General features: G+C 52.5%; 10 protein-coding genes. 2 read left to right on the forward strand and 8 right to left on the reverse strand.

What is annotated here, in order from left to right; genetic code table 11:
- Positions 1-2 precede the first annotated feature (2 nt).
- The 3 genes from DT73_RS01035 to DT73_RS01045 form a co-directional block, all read right to left on the reverse strand.
- Positions 3-3110: an efflux RND transporter permease subunit gene (locus DT73_RS01035; protein ID WP_036102722.1), complete on the reverse strand. Its 3108-nt coding sequence runs from the start codon at positions 3108-3110 to the stop codon at positions 3-5.
- Positions 3110-4231, reverse strand: coding sequence for an efflux RND transporter periplasmic adaptor subunit (locus DT73_RS01040; protein WP_036102724.1), 1122 nt, complete (start codon positions 4229-4231; stop codon positions 3110-3112). Before DT73_RS01040 ends, DT73_RS01035 begins: the two co-directional genes overlap by 1 nt.
- A gap of 641 nt (positions 4232-4872) precedes the next feature.
- Positions 4873-5874, reverse strand: a complete 1002-nt coding sequence (locus DT73_RS01045) for a zinc-binding alcohol dehydrogenase family protein (protein ID WP_036102727.1) — start codon at positions 5872-5874, stop codon at positions 4873-4875.
- A gap of 153 nt (positions 5875-6027) precedes the next feature.
- Here DT73_RS01045 and DT73_RS01050 point away from each other — a divergent pair, with 153 nt between their 5' ends.
- A complete protein-coding gene (locus DT73_RS01050; RefSeq protein WP_036102728.1) occupies positions 6028-6963 on the forward strand; it encodes a LysR family transcriptional regulator in 936 nt (311 codons plus the stop codon).
- A gap of 186 nt (positions 6964-7149) precedes the next feature.
- On the forward strand, positions 7150-8235 hold the full coding sequence (locus DT73_RS01055; protein ID WP_036102731.1) for a YncE family protein: 1086 nt from the start codon (positions 7150-7152) through the stop codon (positions 8233-8235).
- 178 nt (positions 8236-8413) lie between these two features.
- On the opposite strand, the gene entH is transcribed toward DT73_RS01055, so the two are convergent.
- From entH to DT73_RS01080, 5 genes are read right to left on the reverse strand one after another with little or no spacing between them, the layout of a single operon-like run.
- On the reverse strand, positions 8414-8824 hold the full coding sequence (entH, locus tag DT73_RS01060) for a proofreading thioesterase EntH (RefSeq protein ID WP_036102733.1): 411 nt from the start codon (positions 8822-8824) through the stop codon (positions 8414-8416).
- A 3-nt stretch (positions 8825-8827) separates the two neighbouring features.
- Positions 8828-9580 (reverse strand): 2,3-dihydro-2,3-dihydroxybenzoate dehydrogenase, encoded by a 753-nt coding sequence (gene dhbA / locus DT73_RS01065; RefSeq protein ID WP_036102734.1) that lies wholly within the window; start codon positions 9578-9580, stop codon positions 8828-8830.
- Entirely contained in the window at positions 9577-10431 is an 855-nt protein-coding gene (locus DT73_RS01070; protein WP_036102736.1) for an isochorismatase family protein, read from the reverse strand. The genes dhbA and DT73_RS01070 overlap by 4 nt, the downstream gene beginning before the upstream one ends.
- Positions 10432-10442: 11 nt before the next feature.
- A complete protein-coding gene (locus DT73_RS01075) occupies positions 10443-12053 on the reverse strand; it encodes a (2,3-dihydroxybenzoyl)adenylate synthase (RefSeq protein ID WP_036102738.1) in 1611 nt (536 codons plus the stop codon).
- Positions 12054-12070: 17 nt separating this feature from the next.
- The gene (locus DT73_RS01080; protein WP_036102740.1) at positions 12071-13210 is read right to left on the reverse strand and encodes an isochorismate synthase; all 1140 of its coding nucleotides are present in this window, start codon (positions 13208-13210) and stop codon (positions 12071-12073) included.
- Between the last annotated feature and the right edge of the window lie 213 nt (positions 13211-13423).

Genomic DNA, 13423 nt, shown 5'->3' on the forward strand with positions numbered 1-13423 from the left:
GGTTACTCCTGAACGGAACGGCGGCTGGCAAACAGGTATTTCACCAACACAAAGAACAACGGCACAAAGAAAATCGCCAGTAACGTTGCGGTCAGTGTTCCGCCAATAATACCGGTCCCGATTGCTATACGGCTGTTCGCCCCGGCACCAGTCGCTATCGCCAGTGGGAATACCCCGGCAATAAAGGCAAGTGACGTCATAATGATGGGGCGTAAACGAGTGCGGGCGGCCTGAATAGCGGCGGCGCTCAATGACATACCTCGTTTCACCCCGGCTTCAGCAAACTCCACTATCAAAATGGCGTTTTTCGATGACAGCCCAATAGTGGTTAACAGCCCCACCTGGAAGTACACATCGTTATCCAGGCCACGCAGCGTGGCTGCCAGGGTTGCGCCAAGCACCCCGAGCGGGATGACCAGAATGACAGAGAAAGGCACAGACCAGCTTTCGTACAATGCCGCCAGGCACAGGAACACCACCAGAATCGAAATGGCATACAAACTGGTTGCCTGGCCACTTGCCATCTGTTGCTGTAATGACAGCCCACTCCATGCCCAGGTCGACCCTTTCGGCAGGTTATTTGCCAACTGTGCCATTTTATCCATCGCGGCACCTGAGCTATAACCCGTGCTGTTATCCCCCTGGATTTCATACGCAGCATTACCGTTATAACGCACCAGGGATTCAGGCCCGTAAGTCCAGTGAGTGGTGGCGAAGGCTGAAAATGGCGTCATGGTGTCACTGCTGTTGCGCACATACCATTTGTTCAGGTCAGACGGTTTAGAACGGAACTGCTTATCCCCTTCAATAAACACTTCTTTGACACGCCCGCGGTCAATAAAGTCGTTTACGTAGGTACCACCCCAGGCGCTGGATAACGTATCTGTCACATCACTGAGCGTCAGCCCCAGGGCCACCGCTTTGTTGTTATCAATATCCACCTGCAACTGGGGCATTTCCGGTAATTCGTTGGCACGCACGGATGACAGTTCCGGGCTCTTATTCGCTTCACTAATCAGTGTGTCACGCAGTTTTGCCAGTTCAGTACGGTCGGTACTGCCGGATGCCATCAGCTCAAAAGTAAAGCCACTGCTGTGCCCCATACCAGACACAGAAGGCGGCGTCATCGCAAAAACATGAGCATCACGCAGGCTGGACAATCCCCCCATGGCACGCAACGCAATATTCTGTGCGGTATTCGCAGCCCCCTTGCGCTGATCCCAGTTTTTCAGGGCAACAAACGCCATCCCGGTGTTTTCGCCGCTACCTGCAAAACTGAAGCCGGTAATGGTAAAGATGACATCGGTATTGGCCTTTTCCTGGTTCAGGAACCAGTTGGTTACCGCTTTGTTAACTTCATCGGTACGATGAGCACTGGCGCCCGCAGGCAGGGTGTACTGCACCATGACATCACCCTGGTCTTCCAGCGGAATAAAGCCACCGGGAAGCCTCAGCATCAGCAGTGCCATAACACCAGCCAGCACACCGTAAACCACTATCAGACGCACGGGTTTACGCAACACACCCAGTACGCGGTGGCGATATTTGCCTTCAGTAGACTGGTAAAAACGGTTAAATCCGGCAAAGAAGCCTTTGGTATGTGGGCGGCTGTGTTGCAGGACACTCCCGCACAGCGCCGGGGTCAGCGTCAACGCCACGACCACAGACAACGCCATCGCAGAAATAATGGTGACTGAGAACTGGCGGTAAATAACCCCAGTGGCACCACCAAAGAACGCCATAGGCAGAAAGACAGCAGACAACACCAGGGCAATAGCCACCAGCGCACCAGAAATTTCGCCCATGGATTTTTCTGTTGCCGCCTTCGCGGAAAGCCCCTCCTCGCGCATTATGCGCTCGACGTTTTCCACCACGACAATGGCATCATCCACCAGCAGCCCAATGGCGAGCACCATCCCAAATAGTGTCAGGGTGTTAATGGAGTAACCAAACACCGAAAGAACACCGAAGGTACCCAGCAAAACAACAGGCACAGCAATAGCCGGAATCAGCGTTGCGCGGAAGTTTTGCAAAAACAGGTACATAACGGCAACCACCAGGATGATGGCTTCAAACAGGGTTTCCACCACATCATGAATGGACAGGCGAATAAACTCAGTGCTGTCTTTCGGGTATGCCACCGCATAGCCTTCCGGCATATTACGCTGGTATTCCTGAATTTTAGCCTTCACCAGCGCTGCGGTATTCAGCGCATTCGCGCCCGGTGCCAGCATAACCGCCATACCAGCGGCCGGGTGGCCATTCAGCCGCCCCTGGGCGGTGTAATCTTCACTGCCCATTTCCACCCGGGCAATATCTTTTATTCGCACCACCGAGCCATCTGACTCGCTTTTCACAATAATATTGCGGAACTGCTCAGGTGTTTGCAGGCGAGACTGGGCACGCACAGTCGCGGTAAATTGCTGGCTGTCTGCGGAAGGCATGCTCCCTATTTTCCCGGCAGTAACCTGGACGTTCTGCGCTTCAATGGCCGTTTCAACATCAGACGGCATTAATGCGTAAGAAGCCAGTTTGGCCGGATCCAGCCAAATGCGCATGGCGTATTCGGCGCCGAACACCTGCACACTCCCCACCCCATTAAGGCGAGACAGCGGGTCCTGAAGATTACTGACCAGCCAGTCCGAGACATCAGAGCTACTGGCTTTATCGGTTTTATCATAAACCGCAGCAATCATCAGGAAGTCACTTTGGGTCTTGGTGACGGTTATCCCTTGTTCCTGGACTTCCGTTGGCAGGCGCGACTCAGCCTGTTGTACTTTATTTTGTACCTGTACCTGTGCTGTATCCGGGTTGGTTCCCTGAGCAAAGGTCACGGTAATTTTCACACTACCATCGGAACTACTGGTGGATGAAAAATAGAGCAGGTTATCCAGCCCGGTCAGTTGCTGCTCAATAACTTTGGTAACACTGTTTTCCAGTGTATCGGCAGATGCTCCGGTATAGGTTGCTTTAATTTGTACGGAAGGAGGCGCAACATCCGGGTATTGCGCAACGGGTAATGTCCGAATGGCAATGGCGCCAGCCATCATAATTAAGATGGCTATCACCCAGGCAAATACCGGGCGATTAACAAAGAAACGTGAAAACATCAGTTCGCCTCTCCGCTCAGTTTCACTTCAACTGGCTTGACGGTTTGGCCCGATGCCACTTTATCGCTGCCTTCCACGACAATCCGGTCACCAGATTTCAGGCCACTCAGCACTACCCAGTTCGTACCATCAGCTTCGCCAGTTTTGAGCGTGCGTAATTCCACTTTGTTATTGGCATCGACAACATAGGCAGTGGCTTCACCTTTCGGATCACGGCCAATCCCTTTTTGCGGAGCGAGAATGGCATTCTCAACAACGCCTTCGTCAATACTTGCGCGCACAAACATACCGGGGAGCAAAATATGCTGGGGATTAGGGAAGACAGCACGCAGCGTGACAGAGCCTGTAGAGGTATCCACCGCCACTTCGGTGAGTTCAAGGCGCCCTTTCAGCGGATAAGTGCTGCCATCTTCCAGAGTGAGAGTCACTTCCAGCGTATTGCTGTTTTGCGCCAGAGCCTCTTTGCGCAGGCGCAGCAAATCCGCACTGGAGCGCGTCAGGTCAACATACATTTTATCAAGGCTGTAAATCGTGGTCAGCGCGGTATCCTGAGAAGCACTGACCAGTGCGCCAGGTGTAACTGACGAAATACCGATTCGCCCGCTGATTGGCGCGGTGACTGTTGTCCAGTTCAGATCAATACGCGCGGCTTCTGCCGCTGCTTTTTTCTCTTCAAGCGTAGCCCTATCCACCCCACAGGTTGCCACGGCATCATCTGCATCCTGCTTTGAGACCCCGTCAACTTTTACCAGTTGGGAATAACGGCTGGCTTTTTGGCAATCACCCACCATTTGCGCCTGCGCCGTTTTTTGCGCTGCGACTGCTTCATCATAAGCCGCGCGATAGCTGGACGGGTCTATCTGGTACAAGGCCTGCCCTGCTTTGACGTCCTGGCCTTCAGTAAACAACCTTTTTTCAATAATGCCGCCAACCTGAGGGCGCACTTCAGCACTGAGCGTCGCGGTAGTACGCCCGGTCAGTTCGCTTCTCAGGGTGTAAGGCTGTTGTTGTAAAGTAACCACCCCCACTTCAGTTACTGCTGAGGGTTGACTGGCGTTATCCTTGTTATCACATCCGAACAATAAACATACGGATAAAAGGTAAATACCACGAATTTTCATAATTCCTCTAACTCACACCCAAAGGCGCAAACAGCAAAAAGGAACCCTATTGAAAATCAGATAAATCAAATCATTAAACCGGCTTTCGCCACCCCTGGTTGGCACAAAGCCAACAGAGAAAATCCCATTAAAGGAAGAAATATTATTCAGCATGGGGGTTTGCCCCGCTGTTATAAAATAGCCATTACTTTTAGTGCGCCTTTGTAGTGAAACCGCATGCCAGCAACCAGGCAAAAACTCTTCGTAGCTCAAGAAAATGGCTACTCACAAAGTCATTACCCATTTTTTATACAGGGATTGCAGGCAATAGCGTCATCACTGAGACTATTCTCATCTCACTTATTTTCACGGCGTTGCTAATTATGAGAATTTTCATTCTCATTTTGTAGCTATTTGTGCCAATTCATAAAATGTCACGTTCCGGCACTATTTCCTGACAAAGACTTCAGAATATCTCGCATTTAACTTCATACTTTCTGCCATATTGCAGTGATTGCGGATGTTAAAAAACGAAAAGAGACATTTCAGCCCATGGAGAGTGAAGTACGATATACGTATCAGCAATGGTCAACAAGCCTTACCCGGCAGACAACCGGGTAAGTGAAAAGACAGGTAAAACGAGTGAAGACTGTTGGTGGTGATCAAAAGCCAGACAGCACAATTTTGCCTTTTGCCCGGCCACTTTCCAGCGTGGCATGCGCCCGGCGCAAGTTTGCCGCATTAATCGCTCCGTAGTGTTCGCCCACCGTTGTTTTCAGTGTTCCGGCATCAATAAGATGGCTGACATGGTCGAGGATTTCATGCTGGCGAATACGGTCCGGTGTGGCAAACATGGAACGTGTGAACATCAGTTCCCAGTGCAAAGAAATTGCTTTCTTTTTTAATGGCATAACATCAAGAATGGCCGGGTCATCAATCACCCCGAAACGCCCCTGTGGCGCCAGCACATCCACGATATCAGCAAAATGCTGCTCTGTGTGGGTAAGGCTTGCTACATAGCGCACAGACTCGATCCCGGCTTCCTGTAAGCCTTCACGCAGTGGTCGGCTGTGGTCAATAACATGGTGTGCGCCAAAACTTTTTACCCACTCCGCTGTTTCCGGGCGGGAAGCCGAGCCAATCACCGTCAGGTTGGTCAGCTTTCTTGCCAGTTGGGTCAGCATGGTGCCCACGCCACCGGCGGCACCAATGATCAACAACGCGGCCTGTTCATCTTTCGCGGCATTCAGCCGGTCAAATAACAGTTCCCATGCAGTTAGTGAGGTCAAAGGTAATGCCGCGGCATCCGCCACACTCAGCGACGCCGGTTTGTGCCCGGCAATAAATTCATCCACCAGACCATATTCGGCATAAGCCCCCGGGCGGGTAATGTCACCTGCGTAATACACTTCATCACCCGGTTTAAACAGTGTAACGGCTTCACCCACTGCATCCACCACACCAACTGCATCCCAGCCAAGAATGCGCGGCTCAGCCACAGCAGCACTTTGGCGGACTTTCATATCTACCGGGTTGACAGCAATCGCCTGGATTTTTACCCGCAGATCATGGGGGCCAGGTACTGGCATGGGGAGTTCCGTTTCATATAACGCCTGTTCATCGGTAATCGGTAAACCGTGCTGGCTATAAACAATCGCTTTCACAACCTGCCTCCTGTTAGTGGCAAAGGGCAATTAATAACTCAATTAAAGTTGGTTAACGCAGTCTACGCCTGGCAGATAACCAGAAAAATTAGCTAAAATGAGCAACACTTTCACTCCAGGAGTGTAAATAGAATTCGCTGTGAGACTCTGCTTATGATTCGCCTTGAAGATGTTCATTTGTTTATTCGTTCAGCGCTGCTTGGCAGTTTTTCCGCCGCCGCTCGCGAAGCCAGCCTGCTGCCAGCCCTGGTCAGCGCGGCCATTCGCCGCCTGGAAAGGGATTTGGATACACGCCTGTTTGCCCGCTCCACCCGCAGCCTGCGCCTGACCGCTGAAGGTGAAAAATACTTGCCCTTTGCGCGGGAGATGCTCAGCGCAATGCAGGCTGGCGCTGAAAGCCTGCGTACCAGCGAACAGGATTTCCAGGGAGAATTAAAAATAGCGATGCCCTCCGATGTAGGGCGCAATGTGTTACTTCCGGTTATTACTGATTTTTGCCGGAGCCACCCGCGTATCAGCCTGCGCTTATTTTTATCCGACCACGTCAGTGATATTTTCCGCGACCCGGTGGATATCGCCATTCGCTATGGCGTGCTGAGCAACCGCGACTATGTAGCTCTGCCGCTCGCCCCGGGAAATCGCCGGGTGCTGGTTGCGTCACCTGCATACCTCAATGAACACGGCAGGCCTGAATCACTGGAAGATATCCTCAACCATCCATGCCTGGCATTTACGCTCAACAACACGTTTGTTGATAAGTGGTCATTTCCGGTAAACGGAACAATGCAAGAGCTGCCAGTGGCAGCCAGGTTGCTTTGTGATGATGCCGATGTAGCCCGGCGCTGGGCAATTGAAGGAATGGGCATCGTGTACAAATCATGGCTGGATGTTTGCCGCGATGTTGAGAACAACAGGCTCGAAGTTGTTCTGCCGGAGCAGGCAGGAGAAGCCGCGCCGTTAAACTTGATTTGCCCGCATCGTAAACAGTTCTCACCGGCAATCCGCACCCTGCACAGTAACCTGAAACAACACCTGGCGGCGATTACCGGGGCACTGGCTCATTACACCAGCTTTGGTGAATACCCCTGACACTTCCTGCCACAAAAACGCAGAGTTAAACGTGCCTGCGGGATTAAACCCAACGGCACAACCGCCAATAATCCAGCCCCGATTTTGTACTGATAACTGTTTGACTCTGCAGTATGGTTACATGATAATCAGAACGATTATCATTAACATAAACAAATAATAATTCATCTCAAAAAGGTTGTAATCATGGCTCTGCAAAACACACGTTTTAAACGGCATTTCTCTCACCTGGCGCTGGCTGTCATGCTTAGCGGCATGGCATTTTCTACTCTGGCCGCAGACACTGTGTTGCGCAAACCTGTTGGTTTTGGGGAGTACGAAATTGTTTATAACCCAAATAACAATGCGGTATATGCAGCAACAACCAAACAGCGCAGTGAACCTGGCGGCGCGGTTTATCAGCTAAATGCCAGCACACTTGATACAACCCATGTTATTGATACACCGAACAAAGCTTTTGGTGCGGCGCTGAACAGCAAAACCAATACCCTGTATTTCGGCGACACTTTTACCAGTGCTTTGATGGCTGTCGATGCCTCTACAGGTAAAGTTGCCGGTACTCTGGCCCTGGTTCCCCAGGCCGCCGCGCAGGATAAAAAACCGGGCGCAGAAAAAAACCGCCCGCCCGCACCACGTGAACTGGCAGTCAATGAAGCAACCAACACCATTTACGTTGGTGGTATTGGCCGGGCCGACAGTGTGATTTGGGTAGTGGATGGCAAAAACCTCACACTGAAACACACCATTACTCACCTGGGTAAGCTGAATACCGGGCTGGCGCTGGACAGCCAGACTAACCGCCTGTACACCACCAACGCAGATGGCGAGTTGATTATTATCGACACCACCAACAACAAAGTTCTGGAACGCCATAAAATTGTGGATGATGGCAAAGACCATATGCTGCTGAATATCAGCCTGGATACCCAGGGCCAGCGCGCCTTTATTTCTGATGGCAAAGAACCTGGCTTATTTGTGGTGGATCTGAAAACCAATAAAGTGGTTAACCATATCGCCACACCAACGTCTGTTGCCGTACTGTTTAACGCGAAGCGTGACGAAATTTATGCCACACACCGCACAGATGGTTCAGTCAGCATAATCGATGGCAAAACCCTGGCAGTGACCAAAACCATTAAGTTACCGGTTCACCCAAACAGCCTGGCGGTTTCACCGGACGGTAATACTCTGTATGTCACCGTTAAGCAGGAAGCAAGCCGCACCAAACCAGCGACTGCACCGGATGATATCGTGCGCATCGCACTGAATTAATTGATACAGGCAATGCCCGGGCGGGTATTGCCTGCATTTCATATTTCCCGAATTTGGATGTTGCGCCCAAAGGTACCGGATAGATACCTGCCGGTTCAGGCATGCTTTGTAAATATGGAAGGGAAACGGCTCACACAGTGGCGTATAAGCCGTTCAAATTAACGGTATGAAATAAAGACTAACCCAGTACCGCTGTACTCAGGCGGCAGGTACAACAACGCCGCCCTTGTTCATCAAACACCACAATTTCCCAACTTTGGCTTTGCCGCCCCAGGTGCAGTGCAGTACAGCGCCCACGAACCTTGCCCTGAGATACCGGGCGGTGGTGAGTGGCATTTAATTCAGTACCCACCGCACATTGCCCTTCCCGGGTAGTCAGAAAACAGGCCATTGACCCCAGCGTTTCAGCCAGTGCAGCGGATGCCCCACCATGCAGCAAACCGAAAGGCTGAAATGTCCGGCTGTCTACCGGCATTTCCGCCTCAAGGTAATCTTCGCCTAATTCGGTATAAACAATACCCAGTTGCGCCACCAGAGTATCTGCACTGGTAGCATTCAGTGCTTCAAGAGACAGTTGCCGCTTCCACACAGGCTATGCCCCCAGGGTTGAGCCGCCGTCCACCACAATATCCTGCAATGTGATGTGGCTGGCGAGTTCAGAGGCAAGGAACAGTACTGTGTTGGCGATCTCCTCAGGCCGGGCGATTTTCCCCAGAGGTATTCCCAACTTGAATTGCTCAGCGAAGCCTCGAATACGTTGCTGTTCGGCATCATCGCTCAGCCATAATGTGCGCTGCATATCGGTATCCGTTGAACCGGGTGAGACCAGGTTACAGCGCACACCAAATGGGGCCAACTCCAGCCCCACGGTTTGCGCCAGGCTTTTCAGCGCCGCTTTAGAAGCGCCATAGGCACTCATACCAATACGCGGTGTATGAGCAGCATCCGAGGCAACGGTCACGACAGCCCCGCCTTTCTGGTGGCGAAACTGTGCCATAGTGTGGCGGAACAGGTTGAATGCGCCGCCCACGTTAACCGCAAAGGTGCGATGCCAGGCTTCTGGGGTGAGTTCATCGGTTGCCCCCATAGTCAGAATTCCGGCAGCATTCACCAGCACATCCAGCCGCTGGATTGATGCCAGTTGACCCCGGCAGACTTCACTTACCTGCTGGTCATCCGCCACATCCATCATCACTGTTGAAAAGGCATAGTTATTCAGCGGGAATGCAAGGTCGAACCCGGTGACATTCGCACCTGCGGCAGCAAATGCCTGCGCCGTCGCGTAGCCAATACCTTTGCCCGCGCCAGTCACCCACACGGTTTTATCCTTAAACTCAGGGTTCATACCCGAACCTCGCGGGATAACAGCGCCCACCAGGCATCAATGGTGGGGTTCTTCGCCAGCATCACGAAGTCGATATCATGGTGAACTTTGCGCCAGCGTGCTGCCAGCGCCATCATCCGCACGGAATCCAGGCCGAAATCCACCAGGTTTTCATCATCCATGGGTTCATCTTCTTCATCAATCAGTGGGCGAATAACATCTCGCAGGTGCCCTTTACTGGCAGGTAATGGCACCACATCCTGGGTCATTACCACTTGCCCGGCGCAGCCAGCCACATAGTTGAGTGCCATCAGGTGTTTTTCGCGGCTGAAATCCGCCAGGGCATCGGCCACCATAAACGGCTGAATATCACGCATAAAGGCATCAGTAGCCGTCGTCATGCAGCCAATATGGGCATACACGCCAGTAATAATCAGTTGGTCGCGGCCACTTTCTTTGAGCAACTGTTCCAGCGGTGAGCGGTGAAACGCACTGTAGCGCCACTTCACTAATACGGTGTCATCTGCATCTGGGGTAAGTGCGGCCACCACTGCCTGTTGTTCTGGCGATTTGGTCAGCCCGGGCCCCCACATATCATTCAATAAAGCCCGGTCTTCAGCAGGCTGGTCTTTTGGCTGCGCGGTGTAATAGACCGGGATCCCCTGCTGCTTACAGTACTGGCGAAGAGCAGCAATATTATTCACCACCTGGTTGATCATGGAGTTATTTTCCCCCCAGAACCCCACGAAGTATTCCTGCATATCGTGAATCAGCAGTGCTGCGCGGGCAGGATCTGCTTCCCAGTTGACTTTGCTGACCGGTAACTCGCTGGCTTCAGGCAATGCATAAGCCGTTAATTTTGGAATCGCCATTTCACTACTCCTCAGGTTGCGTCGCGCTCAGCCATCCAGCGGCGAAGCGCTTTTTTATCTACTTTGCCCACAGCCGTCAGCGGCAAGGCATCCACACACACCACCCGGTCAGGTAGTTTGTAATCCGCCACGCCAAGGCCGCGCAGAAAACGCCGAATATCCACAGCGCGTAGCGGCGCAGAGGTCACCAGGTAAGCGCAGCTCTTTTCCCCCAGCAAAGGGTCGTCAATACTGACCAGACCGGCATGAATTACCGCCTCATGGCGTTGCAGTAAGTTTTCTATTTCTTCTGCCGCAATTTTCTCACCGCCACGGTTTATCTGGTCTTTCTCGCGCCCCTGAACAGTGATGTAGCCTGCGTCATCAATAGCAATCAGGTCGCCTGAGCAGTAAAAACCGTTCGGGTCGAAAGCACTGGCATTGTGTTCCGGGCTGTTGAAATACCCACGGAAGGTATAAGGGCCACGGGTCATCAAACGCCCCACCTGGCCTGCTGGCAGCGGGTTACCGTTTTCATCTGCCACCCAGACTTCGTCATCGGGGCACATGGGTTTGCCCTGGGTGTTGATAATGCGCTCTGGTGTGTCATCCAGCCGGGTGTAGTTCACCAACCCTTCAGCCATGCCAAACACCTGCTGTAACTGGCACCCTATTTCGGCCGGAATTCGTGCAGCAAGCGCTGGAGACAGGCGTGCGCCCCCCACTTGTAGTAACTGTAGTGATGCAAGTTGCTGGTGATTGCCCCATTCACTGATAGCCTGTAACCACAAGCTGACTGCCGGTGGTACCAGGGCTGTGACATTGATTTGGTGCTGTTCAATTAAGGGGAAGCACAAAGTGGCATCCGGGTCACCAGCCAGTACCACACATCCACCAGCAAGGAAGACACCCAGAGTTCCCGGCGAACTCATTGAATAGTTATGGGCTGCAGGCAGCGCGCACAGGTAACGGGTTTGTGCACTGAACCCACACACTTCGTTACTGCGGCGAATGCTGTAGTAATAGTCGTTATGCGTGCGGGGAATGAGTTTTGGCGTGCCGGTACTGCCGCCAGATAACTGGAAAAACGCCACCTGGTCTGCCGGGCCAGGGACCAGTTCAGTACCACCAGCCGGTTGTTCAATAGCTGCAGTCAGGCTCTGTGAGCCTTGCGCCCCCAACAGTAAAACTGTGCGAATGGAAGCGTGCCGGGTAACAAAATGGTCCACAGCTTCGGCATTCTGGTACAGGCTGTGCTGCTGGTCGGCAATCAACAATGTTGGCGAAATTTGTACTGCATACGCATCCACCTCATTACGCTGGTGGCTGAACAACGCATTAACCGGGACTACGCCAATTTTCAGCAACGCGAAGAAGGTAATAAAAAACTCAGCGTTATTGCCCAGATGTACCAGTGCGGTGTCGCCCGGTTTAACGCCACGGGCTAACAGGCTGGCAGCCAGGTTGCAGGCGAGCTGGTTGAGTTGCGGGTAACTGAACGACCGAGTGCCATCAACCAGTGCAACAGACGGGTTTTCACGTTGATTTTCAATAATGTCTGTCAGAGGCCGGTCCAGCCAGTAACCTTTTCCCCGGTAACGCCGGGCGAATTCATCTGGCCATGGAGTGAAAGGAATTGCCATTGGTATGTCCTTGTTAATTAATTCAGCCCGAACACATTCAGCATGGTGGTGAGCTTAACGCCGGTCTCTTGCCACTCTTTCTCAGGTGACGATGCCGGTACAATTCCCGCACCGGCAAACAAGCGCACCTGGCTGCCATTCAACGCGGCACACCGGATGGTTACAGCCCATTCGCCATTGCCCTGCTCATCACACCAGCCAACAATGCCGCCAAACAGTTCGCGGTCAAAGGGTTCCAGTTCACGTATCAGTGTTGTGGCAATCTCATGAGGGAAACCGCTCAGTGCTGGCGTCGGGTGCAGACGGCTTGCCAGTGACAACACGTTGTCGCCTGGGTTGGCCACACCCTTTATCGGGGATGCCAGGTGCCACAATGTAGGCGTAGAAATCAGTTGTGGCGTGGCAGGAATTTCCAGTTGCTGGCAGTGCGGCGCAAGTACGCTTTTCATGGCCTGTACCACCAGTGCATGTTCATACTGGTCTTTTTGCGAAGCCAGCAGTTGCTGCCCGGCGTCTTCATCCAGACCGGCATCACTGTGGCGGTGCGCTGAACCAGCAAGGGGTAAGGAAGCAAAAACTTCGCCATCTTTGCGTACCAGCAGTTCCGGGCTGGCCCCCAGCAAAACACGCCCGTCAGCCAGCGGCACATGGAAGTTGAAACTGCCCGGGTTTTGCGCAATAAGCTGCTGAAGCAGCACAGTGCTGTCCAGGGGGGATTGCGCGGTAATATCAATCAGCCGCGATAAAACAATTTTATCCACCTGTGGGGTATCGGTTAATGCTGCCGCCCGGGCAACCATCGCTTCAAACGTATCCTGTTCAGGGATTGCTTTACGGTGCACCACAGCCAGGGGATTTTTTTCAGGCGTATTCACCTGGTTTAGCCAGGCTTCACGTGAGAATTCCGACCAGGTTTCCGGGACGAATAACGCACAAGGCTTACGCGTATCAAAAGGTATCGCCCCAACCACAACAGGCCTGGTTAACCCGGCCTCATGTGCCTTGCCAAACGCAGCAGTTAACGCCTGTTGAAACGGGCTGCCTGCATCCACGCCACCGGCCAGCGGCGTGGTAATTCGGGAAAAACACCCCTGTGTCACCAGGCTGCGAAATGGCGACATAAAAAAGAAGCTATCGGATCTCAGTGTTGCAGTCATAGACTGAATCCCCACCCTTCAAAAACATCAGAGTCACTTATCCTCAATAGTTCTGGCTGCTGTGATTTTGCGTTGTACCAGAATTATCTTTGGGCTTTAACAGAAATGATAAACACTTTAATAACAATTATCATTTGCGTATTTAAGTCTGCTACCCTAAAAGCAACAGCACGGTATGTCAACCACACAAACCGCATGAACAGTGGGCTGGCG

The sequence above is a fragment of the Mangrovibacter sp. MFB070 genome (assembly GCF_000705335.1).
In the GTDB taxonomy this organism is placed as follows: Bacteria; Pseudomonadota; Gammaproteobacteria; order Enterobacterales; family Enterobacteriaceae; genus Mangrovibacter; species Mangrovibacter plantisponsor.